Below are 19,190 nucleotides of genomic sequence, written 5' to 3'. Positions count from 1 at the left end.
GGCGCGCGGTGGCGCACAGGTTGCGCCATCGTTGAACACGGGGACTCACATGATCCGCACTGGAATTTCGTCGCTCGCCCTTATTCTGTCGCTGGCGGCGGCATCGGCTTTCGCCAGCCCGGCACCCGCGCCCGCTGCCACCACTGCCGCGCCGACGGCTGCCGAGGCGGACGCCTTTGTCGCGCGTGCCGAAAAGGAATTGGCCGAATTCTCCACCCCGGCGCAGCAGGCGGCGTGGATCAACGCGACCTACATCACCGATGATACCGACGCAATCGCCGCGAAATTCGGTGCCGAGGGGACCGAGATGGGGGTTCGCTTCGCACTGGAGGCGGCGAAATATGCTGGCGTGCCCGGCCTGTCGTTCGATACCAAGCGCAAGATCGACCTGTTGCGCAACGGCCTGACGCTGCCTGCGCCGACCACACCCGGTGCCGCATCCGAGCTTTCGACGATCGTGACGAAGCTGGGGTCGGACTATGGCAAGGGCAAGGGCACGCTCGACGGCAAGCCGATCAACGGCAGCGACATCGAGGCGGCGATGGGCACGGTGCGCGATCCTGCCAAGTCGAAGGAGATGTGGGTCAGCTGGCATGACGCGGTCGGCGCGCCGATGCGCAAGGATTTCGCGCGCGAAGTGGTGATCGCCAACCAGGGTGCCAAGGGCCTTGGCTATGCCGATGTCGGCGCGCTGTGGCGCTCGGGCTATGACATGACCCCGGCGCAGTTCGAGGCCACCACCGACACGCTGTGGAAGCAGGTCGAGCCGCTCTACAAGGCGCTCCACACTTATGTCCGCTGGAAGCTCAACGCCCAATATGGCGACGCGGTGCAGCCCAAGACCGGGCCGATCCGTGCCGATCTGCTCGGCAACATGTGGGCGCAGGAATGGGGCAACATCTATGATGTGGTGGCCCCGGCGGGCGCGGGCGATGTCGGCTATGACACGGGCGATTTGCTCAAGGCCAAGGGCTATGACCCGATCAAGATGTTCAAGACCGGCGAGGGCTTCTACTCCTCGCTCGGCTTCAAGCCGCTGCCCGACACCTTCTGGGCGCGTTCGCAAATCGTGAAGCCCGCCGACCGCGAAGTGGTCTGCCATGCCTCGGCCTGGGACATTGACAGCAAGGATGACGTGCGCATCAAGATGTGCACCAAGGTCAATGGCGATGATTTCGTCACCATCCATCACGAGATGGGCCATAACTATTACCAGCGCGCCTACAAAAATCAGCCTTTCCTATACGAGAATGGCGCGAATGACGGCTTCCACGAAGCGATCGGCGATTTCGTCGCTTTGTCGATCACGCCCGATTATCTGGTCAAGATCGGCCTGCTCGATCCGGCCAAGGTGCCGAGCCCCGACAAGGATATCGGCTTGCTGCTCAAGCAGGCGATGGACAAGGTCGCCTTCCTGCCGTTTGGCCTGCTGGTCGATAAATGGCGCTGGGGCGTCTTCTCAGGCGCGACGCCTGCGGGGCAATATGAAAAGAGCTGGAACGACCTGCGCCTGAAATATCAGGGGATCGTGCCGCCGGTCGCGCGCGACGAAACGCGCTTCGATCCCGGCGCGAAATACCATGTCGCGGCGAGTGTGCCCTACGCGCGCTACTTCCTCGCGCGGCTCTATCAGTTCCAATTCTACCAGGCGGCGTGCAAGCAATCGGGCTGGACCGGCCCGCTGCACCGCTGCTCCTTCTACGGCAATAAGGAGGTCGGCGCGAAGCTGAACGCCATGCTGGAAATGGGCCAGTCCAAGCCGTGGCCCGAGGCGCTGGCCGTGTTCACCGGCTCCCGCGAGATTTCGGGCCAGGCGATGGTCGATTATTTCGCGCCGCTAAAGGCGTGGCTGGACAAGCAGAATGAGGGCAAGCCGCAGGGGTGGTGATGCTTGGGGGGGAAGGTCGGTCTGCCTTCCCCCAAACCTTTTGGCCCCCGGCGCGAGGCCGGGCGATAGGTCTCCTCAGTTGGGGATCGTCCCTTCATCGGCGATGCCCGCCTGGAACGAGGCACTCGAATCGCTGCCATCGGCCTGATGCGCATGTTCGCCGGGGTTCAGCGCCTCGGCCTTGGGCGTGCTGCTGCGCAGGGTGAACAGCGCCGCCGCAGCCGCGCCGACTGCCGCCACGCCGCCAATGATCGCGGCCAAGCCCCAGCGGTTGCGCGTCGGCGTCGCGGCGATCTTCGTCGCCGGAGCCTTTTTCGCGTTCGCCTTGCGCGGAGCAGCAGGCTTGCGCGGCGTTGCGGGTTTGCGCGGCGTCGCGGGCTTGGTCGCGGTGTCGGTCGGTTTTTTCGGCGGCGTGGCCATGAGCGGCTCCCTTGTTCGTTGAGCAGGCGTAACGCGCGAAGGGACGGGTGTTTCCCCGGCCCGGTTCAAGCGTTTAGCGGAACGGCGGTTCGTTGAAGGCGCGCAGCTTGCGGCTGTGCAATTTCTTGCCCTCGCGGCGCAGTTCCTCACACGCCTCGATGCCGATCCGCATATGCTCGCTGATCGCGCGTTCGTAGAAGCGGTTGGCCTGACCCGGCAGCTTCAATTCGCCGTGCAGCGGCTTGTCCGACACGCACAGCAACGTGCCGTAGGGCACGCGGAAGCGGTAGCCCTGTGCCGCGATCGTCGCTGATTCCATGTCGATGCCGACGGCGCGGCTGAGCGAGAAGCGCAGTGCGGAGCGCGAATATTGCAATTCCCAATTGCGGTCGTCGGTGGTGACGATCGTGCCGGTGCGCAGGCGGCGCTTGAGTTCGTCGCCCGACTGGCCCGAGATCGTCTCGGCGGCGCGGGCGAGCGCCAATTGCACCTCGGCAATGGCGGGCACCGGGATCGCCGGGGGCAGCACATCGTCGAGCACATGGTCGTCGCGCAGATAAGCGTGCGCCAGCACATAGTCGCCGATCCGCTGGCTCGGGCGCAGGCCACCGCAATGGCCGATCATCAGCCACGCCTCGGGCCGCAGCACGGCCAGATGATCGCAAATCGTCTTGGCATTGGCGGGGCCGACGCCGATATTGACCAGCGTGATGCCGGTGCCGTCTTCGGCCATCAAATGATAGGCCGGCATCTGGTGCCGCCGCCATGCGCTGCTATCGGCCAGCATCGCCTCGACATCGTCGCCTGCGCGCATCACCACGCCGCCGGCACCCGAAACGCCGGTGTAGCGGCTCGGCTTGCCGTCTTCACCGGGCTCCAGTTGCGCACACGCCCAGCGGACGAACTCGTCAACATAGCGGTGGTAATTGGTGAACAGCACATAGCGCTGAACATGTTCGGGCGGCGTGCCGGTATAATGCCGCAACCGTGCGAGCGAGAAGTCGGTGCGCAAGCCATCGAACAGCGCCAGCGGTCGCGCGCCGTCGGCGACGGTGTAGAGCCCGTCGGCAATCTCGTCGCCAATATGCGCCAGGTCGGTCGCCGGGAAGTGGCGCGCCAGCTCCAGCGCGGAAACCTGGTCCAGGCTCAGTGCATGGCCGGGATCGATGACATAGGGGAAAGGGATTTCCTGGCGGCCCTCGACCGCTTCGACGGTGACGTCATAATCTTCGATCAGCAGCGTCAATTGCTCGGTCAGATAATCCGCGAAAATTGCGGGCTTGGTGACGCTGATCGCGTAATCGCCCTCCGTCACCAGCCGCCCGAACGAGCGTCCCGGGGTCGGGCGGTCACTGCCGCCGCGATAGCGCAGGCGGATTTCAGGGTAAGCAAAGCTGCCATCGCTGCGGCTTGCGGGCGGGGGCGGGGTCCCGGTGGTGAGATAGGTGGTCAGCGCCGCCTGTAGGCGATCGACCGAAGCGCGATAAAGCCGGTCGAGCTCGGCGACGATGGCGGCGGCGGGGCTGGAAGCGTGCGTCATGGATAGCCGCTACGCCGCTATCGTTACGCGCGCAAGACCAAGGGGCGTATCGCAGACACGCCCCTTGGGTGATCAAGCCTTTTTCGGCGTGGTCGCGGTCGCCTCATCCTTCGACAGGATTTTGCTGGCACCAAAGGCGGCACCGGCCACCGCGGCGGCTGCACCGGCAGCAATGCCAACGGCGGCGAGCGGGTGCTCCTTCACCGCCTCGACGGTCGCCTCGAACGCATCGTTGAGCGCGCCCTTGGCTTGCTCGAACAAGCCCTCGGCCTGCTCGATGATCGTGTCGTTAGCTGGGGGAGTGGTCGAATCGCGGGTCGTATCGGTCATGGCTTGGGCCTTTCCTGGAACGTCCTCTTGCAACCGCTTGGGGGCATGGGCGGTTCCACCCTTTCCGCTGCAAATCGCAAGAATCGGTCGGCCCGGCGTGAGCCGGGCCGAACGGATCAGATCTCGCTCAGCAGATGTTCGGCCGAGGACACTTCGAAGGCACCCGGCGCTTCGACGTTGAGCTGTTCGACCACGCCGTCATTGACCAGCATCGAATATCGCTGGCTGCGTTCGCCCATGCCGAATTTGGAACCGTCGAAGGTCAGGCCCACCGCCTTGGCGAAGTCAGCATTGCCGTCGGCGAGCATGGTGATGGCGTCGGCGTTGCTCGCCTTGCCCCACGCGCCCATCACAAAGGCGTCGTTGACCGAGGTAAAGGCGATCTCGTCCACGCCCTTCGCCTTGATCTCATCGGCCTTGTCGACAAACCCAGGCAGATGGCGCGCCGAGCAGGTCGGGGTGAAGGCACCGGGAACCGCGACCAGCGCAACCTTGCGGCCTTTGAAGAACTCGTCCGAGCTGACCTGGCTGGGGCCATCGGCGGTGACTTTGGTGAGCGTGATCGTGGGGATGCGGTCGCCGACGCTGATCGTCATGGGAATCTCTCCTGATGGGGCCGCCCGACTGGAAGGTGCGGCGCGGTGTACCTCGTGCAAGCGCGCTCGAATTTCAAGCGTGGCGACGGACGCGGTCCGCGGTTATGCTATGAGTATGGACTCCGCGCGCAATCTCACTGGCCAATTCCTGCTCGCCATGCCGGGCATTGGCGATCCGCGCTTCGATCGCGCGGTGATTGCGATGTGCGCGCATGATGCGGAGGGCGCGCTCGGCATTGGCATCGGCGCGACGATTGCGGGGGTCGGGTTGCACACGGTGCTGCAGCAGTTGGAGATCGAGCTTGGCGTCGCACCCGATGTTCCGGTGCATTTCGGTGGGCCGGTCGAGCCTCGGCGCGGTTTCGTCGTCCATGCCCTCGATTGGGCTGGTCAGGATACGATCGAGGTGGTCGGGCATGCGGGCGCGCTGTGGGCGCTGTCGGGGACGACCGATGTGCTGAAGGCGATCGCGGCTGGCCGCGGTCCGTCGCGCTGGCTGGTCGCTTTGGGCTATGCCGGTTGGGGCGAGGGGCAACTCGACGGCGAGATGACGCGGCACGGTTGGCTGAACGTGCCGGGTGACCTTGATTTGCTATACGGCTGCGATGCCGAAGGACGTTGGGAGGCGGGGTTCGCCAGCGCAGGCATCGATTCGCGTCTGCTCGCGAACGAGACGGGCTGGGCGTAAGGTCCCCTTGATTAGCTGGTCGTTGGATAACGATTTTAAAATACGTCGCTTTAAGATGCTGGGTGATGTGATCGTCCGCGATTGATCACGATTTTCGTGCCGCTTTGCTTGCAGGTGTTTGGCCAAAGCAGGCGCGATGCATTGCATTCGACACGAAAATGTTATCTCCTTCGGTTTATCAAAGACTCGGGGGAGCGAAAACATGTTCGGGTCTGTCGTTCTTGAAGTTGCTTTGGGCGTAATACTGATATTCAGCTTTTTCAGTATTATCATGACATCGGTCCGCGAAGGGATTGAGGCCCTGCTCAAGACGCGGGCAAGGCTGCTGGAAAAAACGATCAAGGAAATGCTTGGGCGCGACCCGGATGCCCTCAGCGCTTTCTACAAAAATCCCGCTATTAACGCTCTCTTTCCAGGGGACTATGTCGCAAAGGGGCGAAATCTTCCATCCTATATTCCGGCAGCCAATTTCGCTGCTGCCCTGATCGACCTTGTTAAGGTGCCGGCATCGCTGCCACAACCAGTCCAATCTGCGCTCGCACCGTTCATCGCGGGAGCAAATGAGGAAGCTGATGCTGTTCGCAGCAGGCTTGAGGCGTGGTTCAACAGCGCGATGGACCGCGTGAGCGGGAGCTATAAGCGGCAGTCACAGCTCTGGTTTATCGTGGTCGGTTTTCTCGCCGCAGCCGTCATGAACATCAATCCGCTGCTGATCGGCAATCGCCTTGCGAGCGACCAGCAGCTGCGTGCCGATGTCGTCGCGTTTGCTCCCCATATGAATCAAACAGGCACGCTTGATCCGGACGCGGTGAACGCCATCACCGGTCAGTTCAAGGCTGTCGGGCTGCCGATCGGATGGAGCAGCGATTGTAAACCAGCCGATATTTTCGTGTTTTCCACGCCCGACCAGAATAGTTGCTATAATAAGGGGGACGGGCTCCTGAAAAGCCTGGGCGGATGGCTGATTGCGGCATTCGCCGCTATGCTCGGAGCGCCGTTCTGGTTCGATTTGCTGAATCGGATCGTCAATCTGCGGGCGTCGCTCAAACCGACCGAGCCTGATTGTTGACTTAGAAGCGGGATTGGCTGAGGCGCACTCTGCGATCAACATATAAAGACATCTTTATATTTGATTTGCAGACGAACCCACGGTACGGGCCGCGTCATCAACCAAACCGGAGATACCCGCGTGGCCACCGTTCTTGACCGTCCGACCGACTATGTCGTCGCCGACATCACCCTTGCCGATTTCGGCCGCAAGGAGATCAATATCGCCGAAACCGAAATGCCGGGCCTGATGGCGCTGCGCGAGGAATTCGGTGCGTCGCAGCCGCTCAAGGGCGCGCGGATCACCGGTTCGCTGCACATGACGATCCAGACCGCAGTGCTGATCGAGACGCTGACCGCGCTCGGCGCGCAAGTGCGCTGGGCGACCTGCAACATCTTCTCGACTCAGGATCATGCCGCGGCCGCGATTGCGGCGACCGGTGTTCCCGTGTTCGCGATCAAGGGCGAGAGCCTGGCTGAGTATTGGGATTATGTCGGTGATATCTTCAACTGGGGTGCGGGCACCTCGGGCGAAACCGCCAACATCATCCTCGACGACGGCGGCGACGCGACAATGTTCGCGCTCTGGGGTGCCAAGCTCGAAGCCGGTCATACGATGGGCGAGCCGGAAAATGACGAGGAAGTCGAATTCCAGCGCGCCTTGAAGGCGTTCGTCGCCAAATATCCGGGCTATCTGACCGAGACGGTCAAGAACCTGAAGGGCGTTTCGGAAGAGACCACCACCGGCGTGCACCGCCTGTATGAGATCGCGAAGAAGGGCGAGCTGCCGTTCCCGGCGATCAACGTCAACGACAGCGTCACCAAGTCGAAGTTCGACAATCTCTATGGCTGCAAGGAATCGCTGGTCGACGCGATCCGTCGTGCGACCGACGTGATGCTGGCCGGCAAGGTCGCTGCGGTCGCCGGTTTCGGTGACGTCGGCAAGGGCTCGGCCCAGTCGCTCCGCAACGGCGGCGCGCGCGTGATGGTCACCGAAGTCGATCCGATCTGCGCGCTGCAGGCGGCGATGGAGGGCTTCGAGGTCGTGACGATGGAAGAGGCCGTCACGCGCGCCGACATCTTCGTCACCGCGACCGGTAACGCCGATGTGATCACCGCCGATCACATGAAGGCGATGAAGCCGATGTCGATCGTGTGCAACATCGGCCATTTCGACAGCGAAATCCAGATCTCTGCCTTGTCCAACTATGCATGGGACGAAGTGAAGCCGGGCACCGACCTGGTGACCTTCCCCGATGGCAAGCAGATCATCATCCTCGCCAAGGGTCGCCTGGTGAATCTGGGCTGCGCGACGGGCCATCCTTCGTTTGTGATGTCGGCCTCGTTCACCAACCAGACGCTCGCGCAGATTGAGCTGTGGACCAAGGGTGAGAATTACAAGAACGAAGTGTACGTCCTGCCGAAGCACCTCGACGAAAAGGTCGCGGCGCTGCATCTCGAAAAGCTGGGCGTCAAGCTGTCCAAGCTGACGCCGAAGCAGGCGGGGTATATCGGTGTGCCGGTCGAGGGGCCGTTCAAGCCGGATCACTATCGCTACTGATATCGAATCTATGGAAGTAAAAACGGCCGCCGCGAGAAATCGCGGCGGCCGTTTTGCTATGGGGCCTTCCCGCACGCAGCGAGAGTGGCTTATGGGTCCTCTATGGATCAGGACCCCGCGCGGTGAACGAGCTTTCGGCGACAAACATGACCGGGATCGGTGTCGCCTTGGCGGCGTTGATTGGTGCTGCCGCTTGGAGTCTTTTTTTTGGTCTACGTGCACGGCGCGAGGCTGCGGGCGCATTTGCCGAAAACGCCCGTCTGGAAGCGATGCTCGGTTCGGCCCCGGCTTTGGCAATGATCGTTCGAGGCGATGGTCGGGTAGAATGCCCTCAACGCCTGGCCGATTGGTTGGGTTTGGCGATCGTGCCCCGTTACCTTGACGATTTGGCCGCAAGCGACGCCGGCCTGTTGCCGGAAGATCTGGCCGCGCTTTCGGCAGACGTGACGGCCGCGCAAAAATCCGGACGGGCGTTCTCGCGCGCGCTGCGGGTGAAGGGTTCGGCGCGCTCGCTCATGATCCGTGGCGCACGCGTTCCCAAGGCGTTTCAGGCACCCGGCGGGGTTATCCTGTGGGTTTTCGACGCGACCGACACCGAGGACGAAATTGCGCGGCTTGGCGAGGCGATCGGCCATGCGACGGCGCTGTATGAGGACTTGAGCGGGGTCATCCAGGCGGCACCGATGCCGATGTGGTATCGCGGGGCCGACTTGCGACTGGCCATGGTCAATTCGCAATATGTTCATGCCGTCGAAGCGAGCTCGGCCGAAGACGTGATCGCGCGCGGGCTGGAGCTGGTGGAGGGATCGGGCGTTGGCGGGCCGCTCGGCAATGCCGTGTTGGCGCGCGACGCGCGATCGGTGCAATCGCAAACGATGCCCGCGACGATCCGCGGTGAGCGACGGATGCTGCGCGTTTACGACGCCCCGCTGTCCACCGGGGGCGTTGCCGGCTTTGCCATCGACATCGAGGATCTGGAGCAGGCCCGCGCACGCTTGAAGCGCTTTGATGATGCGCAGCGCGCGATGCTCGATCGGCTTTCGGCGGGCGTCGTCCAATTTGGCCCCGACCGCTCGCTCGTCTTTTGCAATCAGCCGTTCCGTCGCTTGTTCGCGATGAAGACGGAATGGCTGGCGGACCGCCCCGAGTTCGACCGGGTGCTCGAACGGATGCGCGAAGCCAAGCGCTTGCCCGAGGTGCGCGACTTTCCCGGCTGGAAAGCGGAGCGACGCGACTGGTTCCTGGCGGCAGGGGGCGGGCAGGAGGAGGAATGGCATCTGCCTGGCGGCGCGCATCTGCGCGTCGTGGCGCAGCCCTTGCCCGATGGCGGCCTTTTGCTGATTTTCGAAGATCGGACCGAGCAGGTACAATTGGCCAGCGCCCGCGACACCTTGTTGCGCGTGCGCACCGCGACCTTCGAGAATCTCTATGAGGCATTGGGCGTGTTTGCCGCCGATGGGCGGCTGCAATTGTGGAACAACAAATTCCGGCTGGTATGGGGATTCGAGGAGGAATTCCTCGCGACGCATCCTCGCGTCGATGTGCTCGCCGAGGCCGCATCGCGGCAGCTCGCCAACCCGGCCCGGGCGTCGTTGATCGCGGACCTCGTCCGCGCCGCGACCGTCGAGCGGCAGCAGCGCGGCGGGCGCGTTGGTTTCGCCGATGGCCGACATTTCGAATTTGCAGCGGTTCCCTTGCCCGATGGCAACGGCCTGTTCACGATGCTGGATATTTCCGACAGCCGTCGCATCGAGCGCGCGTTGCGCGACCGCAATGAAGCGCTGGAGGCTGCCGATCGGATCAAGACCTCCTTCGTCGCGACGATGAGTTACGAGTTGCGCACGCCGCTCACCTCGATCAGCGGTTTCGCCGAAATGCTCAACGAGGGCTATGCCGGAAAGCTGACCCCTGCCGCATCGGGCTATGTCGAGGCGATTCTGCAATCGGTCGAACGTCTTGGTATGTTGGTGGATGAAGTGCTCGACCTGACCCAGGCCGAGGGCAAGGCCCCCGAACTGGAACGGCAGTCGATCGATCTTGGCGCGGTTGCGCGGGCCGCTGCCGACGTGGTTACGCCACTGGCAAGCAAGCGAAAACTGGATTTCGCCATCGAGATTTTGCCAACGACGGGTGCGATAACGGGCGACGCCAAGCGGCTGCAGCAGGTGATCGAGCATCTGTTGCGCCACGCAGTGGCGGGGACGCCGGCCGGTGGGCGGGTGCTGCTCCATACCGATGGCACCGATACCGCCGCGCGGATCGTGGTGTCCGACGACGGCGCGGGGATGAGCCCGCAGGCGGTGACGCGCGCCTTTGATCGTTTCGCGCAACCGGGGATCACGCGCGACGGGGAGCGGGCGTTGGGGCTGGGCTTGCCGCTCGCCAAGCAGTTTGTCGAGGCGCATGGCGGCACGATCGAGCTCGTCTCCGAACCGGGGCAGGGGACGTTGATCACGGCGATCTTGCCGCGTCGCTAAGGCGGATGCGGACGATGTGTTTCTAACGGGATGTTGCGATGATTCTGGCCGATCCTCACGCGAGCGAAGCCTTTGGGGCACGATTGGCGGCGGTGCTCGGCCCCGGCGATGTGGTGACGCTGTCGGGCCCGCTTGGGGCGGGCAAGACCAGCATCGCGCGTGGGCTCCTCGCCGCGCTCGGGCTGGAGGGTGAGGCCCCGAGCCCGAGTTTTGCGATCGTGCAGCCTTATGCGCCGCCTGAGGTGCGCATGCCGGTACTGCATATCGATCTGTACCGCATCGAGGAGCCCGACGAGATCACCGAATTGGGGCTGGACGACGCCGCCGATGATTCGGTGCTGCTGGTCGAATGGCCGGAACGTGCGCCCGGCTGGTGGCCCGATGCCCTGCGGCTCGTCCTGGAGATGCTGCCCGATGGCACCCGCCGCTTGACAGCCGACGTGCCCGCTGGCTGGAAGGATCGATGGCAGCAGATATGATCCCCCCGGCGGCGGCCGCCGCGTTCCTGGTCGCGAATGGGTGGCGTGATGCCACGATCGAACCCGTCGCGGGGGATGCGTCCTTTCGGCGGTATTTCCGTGCGATCAAGGATGGGCGCAGCGCGATCCTGATGGACGCGCCACCGCCCGAAGAGGATCCGCGGCCGTTTATCGACATTGCGCGCTGGCTTGGCGAACGCGGTTTTGCGGCACCCGCGATCCACGGGATCGACCTAGACCTCGGCCTGGTGCTGCTCGAGGACTTTGGCGACGTGCGGATGCGCGAGACCGTGGATGGCGATGCCTCGCGGGAACTGGCGCTGTACGGGTCTGCGATCGATCTCCTGGTACGCCTGCACCGCGAAGACCCGGCAACGGCGGTGCCGTATGATCGTGCGACACTGCACCGGGAAGCCAATTTGCTGACCGAATGGTATTGCCCGGCGCTTGGGATCGTGCCCGACCAAGCCGCCTATGAGGCCGCGTGGGATGCCGTGTTCGATCATGCTCTCGCCGGTCCTGCGGTTACGGTCTTGCGCGATTACCACTCGGAAAATTTGATGCTGATCGGCGGCGATACGCTGGGCCTGCTGGATTTCCAGGATGCGCTGGCGGGGCACCCCGCCTACGATCTGGTCTCGCTGCTGCAGGATGCGCGGCGTGACGTCGACGAACGCGTCGAAGTGGCGATGATGACGCGGTACAAGGCGGCGACGGGCGCGGGCGAAGCGTTCGATATCGCCTATCACGTGCTGGGCGCGCAGCGGAACGCCAAGATCATCGGCATTTTCACGCGGCTGTGGCAGCGCGACGGCAAGCCGCGCTATGCCGCTTTGTGCCCACGCGTCTGGCGCTATCTCAACCGTGATCTCGAGCATCCCGCGCTCGCCCCGGTCAAGGCCTGGTTCGACGCGACCATTCCGCCCGAATTACGCGGCGATCCGATGGTGTTGGCGGCATGATGAAGCCCAAGCGCACGCTCAACATCCGGCCCGAGCCGGGTGGCACCGTGCCCAAGACGGCGATGGTGATGGCGGCCGGCCTTGGCAAGCGGATGCGCCCGTTGACCGCAACGCGCCCAAAACCGTTGATCGAAGTGGCAGGCAAGCCGTTGATCGGCCACGTGTTCGACCGGTTGCGCGCAAGCGGAGTCGAGCGGGCTGTGGTGAATGTCCACTATCTTGCCGATGCGCTGGAAGCCTATTTGCACAATCGCGAGACCGGCATCGACATCGTCGTTTCCGATGAACGCGGCCGGTTGATGGAAACGGGCGGCGGGCTTGTGCAGGCGCGTGGCTTGCTCGGCGACGCGCCGTTTCTGGTGGTGAACAGCGACAATCTGTGGGTCGACGGGCCCTCGGATGCGATCAAGATGCTGGCGGCGCGCTGGGATGACGCGACGATGGATGCGCTGTTGCTGATGGTCCCGCTGGCCCGCGCCAATCACCATGGCGGGCGCGGTGATTTCCGCCTCGCGCCCGATGGCCGCATTCTGGGGCGGCGGCCGCCTGGGCGGCTTGCGCCGTTCGTTTATACCGGGGTGCAAATCCTGTCGCCGCGCGTGATTGCGGATTGGCCCGAGGGGCCGTTCTCAACGATGCTGTTCTGGGAGCGGGCGATTGCGGCCGGGCGCGCTTATGGGCTGGTCCATCAGGGACTGTGGTTTGACGTTGGCACGCCGGGGGCCGTTCCGCTGACGGAGGCGATGCTCGCCGATGGTTGAGGCGAAGGGCCCCAGGCTCTTCACGATCCCTGCGCATCGCGCCTTCGCGGATGCGCTGGCCGCCGGGCTGATCCGGCAATTTGGCGGCGACGATCTTGGTTTGGCGCGCGGGCTGGTGCTGCTGCCCAACAACCGCGCCAAGCGCGCGCTGACCGATGCCTTTGTCCGGGCAAGCGCGGGCGGGCTGTTGTTGCCGCGAATGATCGCGATCGGCGATCCCGCGCTCGACGAGGCGGTGGGCGCGGCGTTCGATCCGGCGGATGATCCGGTGCCGGTCCCGCCCGCAGTCGCGCCGCTGCAACGGCGGATGATCCTCGCGCGGCTGGTCTCGGAGGAGCGCGCGCGCGCGGGCCAGGCGATCGATGCGGCGGAGGCGGTGCGGCTGGCGGGCGAATTGGCGCGCACGCTCGACCAATTGCTGGTCGAGGAGATCGCGCCGCACCGCTTGCGCGAGATTGAGCTCAACGAAGCGATGTCGGCGCATTGGCAGCGCGCGCTCGACCTGTTCGCGGTGGTGCTGGATCGCTGGCCGGCCGAGCTGCAGCGGATCGGCCGGATCGACGCCGCCGAACGGCGCGGGCTGTTGTTGCAGCGGCTTGCGGCGCGTTGGGATCGTGACCCGCCCGCCGGTTTCATATGCGCTGCGGGCATCACCGACAGTGCGCCCGCCGTTGCGCGGCTGCTGCGCTGCGTGGCGGACAGCCCGCGCGGAATGGTGGTGCTAGCCGATCTCGCAACGGCAATGGACGAGGCCGAATGGCAAGCGCTCGGGCCGCACGCCCCCGATCCGGTGACCGGGCTCACCCGGCGCTCGATCGAGACGCACCCGCAATTCCACCTGAAGCTCCTGCTCGAACGGATGAGCGTCAACCGCAGTGAAGTGCGGCTTTGGCGCGACGGCAGCGACCATGACGCCACCGTCGCACGCGGCAAGGCGGTCGCCAATGCGCTGGCCTCGGCGGAATTTACCGCGAAATGGACGACGCTAGGACCCGAGCAGCGGCGGCTGGGCGGCATTGCCGCCGCCGAACTGGCAACGCCGGGCGAGGAGGCGCAAGCGATCGCGCTGGCCTTGCGCGAGGTGGCGGAGACGCCCGGGCGCACCGGCGCGCTCGTCACGCCCGATCGCGGCCTTGCGCGGCGCGTCGCAGCGCATTGCGCGCGCTGGGGGATCGCGATCGATGATTCGGCGGGGCGGCCATTATCGATCCTGCCTTCGGGCACCTTGCTGACCGCACTGGCCGAGGCGGCGACGCAGCGTTTTGCGCCGCTCGCGCTGCTGACCTTGCTCAAACATCCGCTTGTGCGCTTTGGCGACGCGCGGCGGGAATGGCTCGATGGGGTGCGGGCGCTTGATCGCGTGTTGCGCGGGCCGCGTCCGGCGGCCGGGCTGGCCGGGATCGACCTGCATCTGCGCACCGCGCGCCGCGCCGAAGCGGCGGCGGCGTGGTGGGGGGAGGCGCGCACGCTGCTCGAGCCGATCGAACGCGTGTTCGATGGCGGCGCGCGACCGATTGCCGACTTGCTCGGCGCGCTGCGCGAGGCGGCGCAGGCCTTATGTGGCGATGCTTTGTGGGCCGGCCCTGCCGGGCGCGCCGCTGCCGAGCTGCTGCGCGAGGCCGAGGATCATGCCGCGCATGGCCCGGCCATGATCGAGCCCGCCAGCCTTGGCCCGTTGCTCAAGACGCTGATGGATGAGGTGGCGGTGCGGCCACAGCAAGGCGGACATCCGCGTCTGGCCATTTACGGCCTGATCGAGGCCCGCTTGCAGACCGCCGACGTCATGATTCTGGGCGGGTTGAACGAAGGCACCTGGCCCGGCCTGCCCGCGCCTGACCCGTGGCTGGCACCGCGCATCCGCACCGAATTGGGGTTGCCGGGGCTGGACCGGGGCGTCGGCATGGCGGCACATGATCTGGCGCAGGCCTTGGGCGCGCCCGCCGCGCTGATGACGCGAGCGCGGCGTGGCGGCACGCAACCGGCGATCGCCTCGCGCTTTTGGCTGCGCTTGCAGGCGCTGGCGGGTGACCGGTTCGAGCGCGCTACCGCGCTGGAAGGCTGGGCGCGGGCGCTTGATGATCCGGGCGAGCATGTGCCCGCCGCTAAGCCGATGCCCGAGCCCCCCGCCGAACGCCGCCCCAAGGCGATTGCCGTGACCGATGTCGATCGCCTGAAGGCCGATCCTTATGCGTTCTACGCCAAGCGGATCCTCGGCCTGACGCAGTTCGACACGGTCGATGCTGATCCGAGCGCGGCGTGGCGCGGCACGGCGGTGCATGACATTCTGGAGCGCTGGGCGCGCGAAGATGCCTGCGCGCTCGACAAACTGCACGACCGCGCGCGTGCGATGTTCGACGGCGCGCATCCGATGCAGCGCGCGCTCTGGCGACCGCGTCTGATGGAGGCGATCGACTGGATCGTCGCGCAGATGGGCAGGAACATCGACGCGGGGCGCACCGTGCTTGCGGTCGAGCAATCGGGCGAGATCGCGATTGCGGGGGTTACGCTGACCGGCAAGTTCGACCGGATCGACCGGCTGCCCGATGGGGCGCTGGCGGTGATCGATTACAAGACCGGCAAGCCGCCATCGCCTGCGGCGGTGCGCGAGGGGTTCAGCCTGCAATTGGGGCTGCTCGGGCTGATCGCCGAGCGCGGCGGCTATGCCGGGATTGCGGGCAAGGCGCGCGGCTTTGAATATTGGTCGCTGTCCAAAAAAGGGGACGCGTTCGGCTATGTGACCTCGCCCGTGGATGCCGAGGGGAAAGGCGACAAGGTCGTGCCCGAGGATTTCACCACGCTCGCCGCGCGGCATTTCAGCGATGCCGTGGCGGACTGGCTGACGGGCACGCGCGCGTTCGAGGCGAAGCTGCACCCGGACTATGCACCTTATGCCGAATATGACCAGTTGATGCGGCGGGACGAATGGTATGGCCGTGAGTGAGGGCGCTCACACCCGCCGACCCCTCCCGGTCCTGAAGGACGCGCAGGCGCGCGCCAGCGATCCGGGCGGCCATGTCTGGCTGTCGGCTTCGGCTGGCACCGGCAAGACGCAAGTCCTGACCGCGCGCGTCTATCGCTTGCTGCTGCGCGGGGTCGATCCCGGCGCGATCCTGTGTCTGACCTTCACCAAGGCGGGCGCGGCCGAGATGGCGGGGCGGATCGGCGAGCGGCTCGCGGCATGGGTGCGGATGCCCGAGCCCGATTTGGTCGCCGATCTGGTGGCGCTGGGCGAGGATCCCTCGCCGCAACTGCGCGCGCGTGCGCGCACGTTGTTCGCCAAGGTGCTGGATGCGCCGGGGGGCGGTATCCGCATTCAGACAATCCACGGTTTTTGCCAGAGCCTGCTCGCCGCCTTCCCGGTCGAGGCCGGGCTGGTGCCCGGTTTCCGCCCGATCGAGGCACGCGAAGAAGTGGTAATGGCGCGCGATGCACTGGCCGAAATGCTGGTAACGGCAGAGGCCGAAGGGCGCGATGCGACCGTCACCACCGTCGGCGCGCTGAGCTTGCGCTTGGGTGAGGGCGAGGCCGAGAAGTTCCTGCTGGCGTGCGCACGGGCACCGGCGGCGATGGCAGAACTGCCGATGGGCGCGGGCATCGGCCCGTTCATCCGCCGCGCGCTTGATTTGCCGGCGGGCGAGATCGAGGCGGAAATCGCCGATGCCTGTGGCGACAGCGCCTTTGATGTGGATGCGGTTGCACGGCTGGCGGCGGCGAACCGTGCGTGGGGCACGGCGACGGGCGGCAACCACGCCGACATCGCCGAATGCTGGATCGAGGCGGCACCCGAGATGCGCGCGCGGATGCTAGGGGATCTGATCGGTGTGCCCTTCACCGCCAAGCGCGAGCCGCGCAAATATTCGGCAAAGCTGCTCGCCGCCGACCCCGATTATGCCGATCTGGCGATCGAAGTGGGCGACGCCTGCGCGCATCTGCTGGGTTTGCGTGAGCGGGCGGCCTATGCCGATCTGCTCGCGGCGGCGTTGTCGGTCGGGCGGGAGTATGCTGCGGCCTATGACCAAGCGAAACGGCGGCTCGGCGCGGTCGATTTCGACGATTTGATCCGCGCGACGATCGCGTTGCTCGGCCAGCCGGGCATGGGCGAATGGGTGCGCTACAAACTCGACCAGGCGACCGAGCATGTGCTGATCGACGAGGCGCAGGATACCAATCCCGACCAATGGGCGATCATCCGCGCGCTGGTCGAGGAATTCTTCGCGGGCGAGGGAAGCCATGGCGAGCGGCTGCGCACGCTGTTCACCGTCGGCGATTTCAAGCAAGCGATCTTCGGCTTCCAGGGCACCGACCCGCGCTATTTCGCCGCCGCCGAACAGCGCATCGGCACGCTGGCGCGCGAGGCATGGGCGGCTGATGAGGAGCAATGCCGCCAGACCGGCGCAATGCGCGCGCGGCCATGGCACCGGCTGTCGCTGACGCAATCGTTCCGATCGACCCGACCCGTGCTCGAATTCGTCGACGCCGCCATCGAAACGCTGCCCGAGCCGGGGCTGGGGGCTATCGCCGACCGTGAAGTGCATGCGAGCGAAGTGCCGGGGCCGGGCACCGTCACGCTGTGGCCGCTGGTGGTGGCGGGCGGCAGCGAGGAGGATGAGGAAAGCTGGATTTCCGATTCCACCCGCGAACTCGCCCGCAGGATCGCGCGGACGATCAAGGGCTGGATCGGCACGCTGATGCTGGAGAGCAAGGGGCGCACGCTGGCCCCTGAGGACATCATGATCCTGGTCAAGCGGCGCGGCGAACTCGCTTCGCTGATCGTTGCGCGGCTCTATGCCGAGGGCGTGCCGGTCGCGGGGGTCGATCGGTTGCGGTTGAACGCGCCGCTGTCGGTGCAGGATCTGCTCGCCGCGATCCGCTTCGTGCTGCAACCCGATGACGATCTGTCGCTGGCGTCGCTCTTGGTGTCGCCGCTGATCGGGTGGAGCCAGGAGCGACTGATGCACGCCGCGCCCAAGCGCGCGGTCAGCCTGTGGCGGCACATTGCCCGCGCCGAGCCGCGCGCGGAGATCGCGCCGCTGTTCGCGATGCTCGACCGTGCCGACATCGCCACGCCCTACCAATTTTTGGAGGAAATGCTGTCGGGGCCGCTCGGCGGGCGGCGCAATCTGGTGCGGCGGCTGGGGCAGGAAGCGCGCGACCCGATCGAGGAATTGCTGAGCGCGGCGCTCGATTTCGAAGCGCTCGGTACGCCCTCGCTCCAGCGCTTTCTCGACTGGTTCGATCGCGGCGATGTCGAGATCAAGCGCGACCCTTCCGCCCCGCTCGATGCGGTGCGGGTGATGACCGCGCATGGCGCCAAGGGGTTGCAGGCGCCGCTGGTGATCCTGGCCGATGCGGCGGTGGACCCGACGCGCGCGCCGCGCTCCACGCTGAAATGGCGCGCGGGCGACATGGCGAACGAACTGCCGGTGATCCGCCCGCGCAAGGGCGAGGCGAGCGGGCCGCTGGCGGCGCTGGTCGAGGAGACGGCGGCGCGCGACCTGGAAGAGCATTGGCGGCTGTTCTACGTGGCTGCGACGCGCGCCGAGGAACGACTGGTGATCGCCGGATCGGTCGGCCCGCGCGCGCAGGGCGAGGCTCCCGCGCAAAGCTGGTACGCCGCCGCGGCGCGCGCGATGGCCGCGCTGGAGGTGCCGGAAGGCGAGGAGCGCAACTTCTCCGGGCGCGTGCCGCAAAAACCGGTCGCGCCAGACCGCAAGGCGGCGCGGGCGGTGGTGGTTGCCGAGCCGGTACCTGATTGGGCACGCCGCGCGGCACCGGTCGAGGCACGACCGCCGCGTCCGCTCGCGCCATCATCGCTGGGCGATGATGCGGTGGCCGATGCGCCGCCCACCCCGGCGATGCGCGCGGCGGCCGAGCGCGGGCGGCTAATCCATGCGCTGTTCGAACGCTTGCCGACGGTTGCGCCCGACGCGCGCGCGGCGGCGGCCGAGCGCTGGCTGGCGACCGCCGGGGCAGTGGCAGAACCCGCTGCACGCGCGGACATTGCCGCGCCGGTGCTGGCAGTGCTCGGCGATCCCGATCTGGCGGGGCTGTTCGGGCCAGCGGCGCTGGCCGAGGCACCCATCGCTGCGGTGCTGCCCGATGGCTTTGTGGTGTCGGGGACGGTCGACCGGCTGCTGGTCACGCCCGATCTGGTGCGTGTGGTCGATTTCAAAACCGGGCGCAGCGTGCCCGCCACGCCGGATGCGATCCCACCCTATCATCTGCGCCAGATGGCGGCGTATGTCGCGGCGCTGGTGGTGATTTTCCCCGGGCGGCGGGTCGAAGCGGCCTTGCTCTACACTGGTGGGCCGGTGCTGCACGTGCTGCCAGCGCCGCTCTTGGCCGCGCACAAGCCGGGCTTTGCCGCCGCAGAGCAAAGCTAGCACGCACCCGCTTGAGTGGACGCGCCCGACACCCTACCTTCGCAGCAACATCAGGAGA

General features: G+C 65.9%; 14 protein-coding genes. 10 read left to right on the top strand and 4 right to left on the bottom strand.

The genetic code is table 11. The features are described from left to right. The first annotated feature begins 49 nt into the window (after positions 1 to 49). A complete protein-coding gene (locus H4W01_RS09145) occupies positions 50 to 1,888 on the top strand; it encodes a M2 family metallopeptidase (RefSeq protein ID WP_209610768.1) in 1,839 nt (612 codons plus the stop codon). A gap of 75 nt (positions 1,889 to 1,963) precedes the next feature. On the opposite strand, the gene H4W01_RS09140 is transcribed toward H4W01_RS09145, so the two are convergent. The 4 genes from H4W01_RS09140 to H4W01_RS09125 all read right to left on the bottom strand — a co-directional run bounded on the left by H4W01_RS09140 (position 1,964) and on the right by H4W01_RS09125 (position 4,774). Then, complete coding sequence (locus tag H4W01_RS09140) at positions 1,964 to 2,308, bottom strand: hypothetical protein (protein ID WP_209610767.1); 345 nt, start codon at positions 2,306 to 2,308, stop codon at positions 1,964 to 1,966. A gap of 73 nt (positions 2,309 to 2,381) precedes the next feature. Continuing rightward, a complete protein-coding gene (locus tag H4W01_RS09135) occupies positions 2,382 to 3,848 on the bottom strand; it encodes an AMP nucleosidase (protein WP_209610766.1) in 1,467 nt (488 codons plus the stop codon). A gap of 72 nt (positions 3,849 to 3,920) precedes the next feature. Next, the gene (locus tag H4W01_RS09130; protein ID WP_010402865.1) at positions 3,921 to 4,178 is read right to left on the bottom strand and encodes a hypothetical protein; all 258 of its coding nucleotides are present in this window, start codon (positions 4,176 to 4,178) and stop codon (positions 3,921 to 3,923) included. A 116-nt stretch (positions 4,179 to 4,294) separates the two neighbouring features. Further along, entirely contained in the window at positions 4,295 to 4,774 is a 480-nt protein-coding gene (locus H4W01_RS09125; protein ID WP_209610765.1) for a peroxiredoxin, read from the bottom strand. Positions 4,775 to 4,889: 115 nt separating this feature from the next. On the opposite strand from H4W01_RS09125, the gene H4W01_RS09120 reads away from it, so the two are divergent. From H4W01_RS09120 to addA, 9 genes are all read left to right on the top strand, one after another. After that, the gene (locus H4W01_RS09120; protein WP_010402861.1) at positions 4,890 to 5,462 is read left to right on the top strand and encodes a YqgE/AlgH family protein; all 573 of its coding nucleotides are present in this window, start codon (positions 4,890 to 4,892) and stop codon (positions 5,460 to 5,462) included. A gap of 202 nt (positions 5,463 to 5,664) precedes the next feature. Next, positions 5,665 to 6,531: a hypothetical protein gene (locus tag H4W01_RS09115; RefSeq protein ID WP_209610764.1), complete on the top strand. Its 867-nt coding sequence runs from the start codon at positions 5,665 to 5,667 to the stop codon at positions 6,529 to 6,531. Positions 6,532 to 6,651: 120 nt separating this feature from the next. Beyond that, positions 6,652 to 8,070, top strand: coding sequence for an adenosylhomocysteinase (gene ahcY / locus H4W01_RS09110; RefSeq protein ID WP_010402859.1), 1,419 nt, complete (start codon positions 6,652 to 6,654; stop codon positions 8,068 to 8,070). 146 nt (positions 8,071 to 8,216) lie between these two features. Continuing rightward, positions 8,217 to 10,547 (top strand): sensor histidine kinase, encoded by a 2,331-nt coding sequence (locus H4W01_RS09105; protein WP_209610763.1) that lies wholly within the window; start codon positions 8,217 to 8,219, stop codon positions 10,545 to 10,547. Positions 10,548 to 10,585: 38 nt separating this feature from the next. Further along, a complete protein-coding gene (gene tsaE, locus H4W01_RS09100; RefSeq protein ID WP_209610762.1) occupies positions 10,586 to 11,026 on the top strand; it encodes a tRNA (adenosine(37)-N6)-threonylcarbamoyltransferase complex ATPase subunit type 1 TsaE in 441 nt (146 codons plus the stop codon). Continuing rightward, a complete protein-coding gene (locus H4W01_RS09095) occupies positions 11,023 to 11,988 on the top strand; it encodes an aminoglycoside phosphotransferase family protein (RefSeq protein ID WP_209613301.1) in 966 nt (321 codons plus the stop codon). The genes tsaE and H4W01_RS09095 overlap by 4 nt, the downstream gene beginning before the upstream one ends. Further along, on the top strand, positions 11,985 to 12,749 hold the full coding sequence (locus H4W01_RS09090; RefSeq protein WP_209610761.1) for a nucleotidyltransferase family protein: 765 nt from the start codon (positions 11,985 to 11,987) through the stop codon (positions 12,747 to 12,749). Before H4W01_RS09095 ends, H4W01_RS09090 begins: the two co-directional genes overlap by 4 nt. Further along, the gene (gene addB / locus H4W01_RS09085) at positions 12,742 to 15,690 is read left to right on the top strand and encodes a double-strand break repair protein AddB (RefSeq protein ID WP_209610760.1); all 2,949 of its coding nucleotides are present in this window, start codon (positions 12,742 to 12,744) and stop codon (positions 15,688 to 15,690) included. The genes H4W01_RS09090 and addB overlap by 8 nt, the downstream gene beginning before the upstream one ends. Further along, a complete protein-coding gene (gene addA, locus H4W01_RS09080) occupies positions 15,677 to 19,132 on the top strand; it encodes a double-strand break repair helicase AddA (protein WP_209610759.1) in 3,456 nt (1,151 codons plus the stop codon). Before addB ends, addA begins: the two co-directional genes overlap by 14 nt. Positions 19,133 to 19,190: the final 58 nt, after the last annotated feature.

Source organism: Sphingomonas sp. PL20 (assembly GCF_017875905.1).
GTDB classification, from domain to species: Bacteria; Pseudomonadota; Alphaproteobacteria; order Sphingomonadales; family Sphingomonadaceae; genus Sphingomonas; species Sphingomonas echinoides.
The sequence above is the reverse complement of the archived record's forward strand: the minus strand, read 5'-3'. Positions and strand labels throughout refer to the sequence as shown.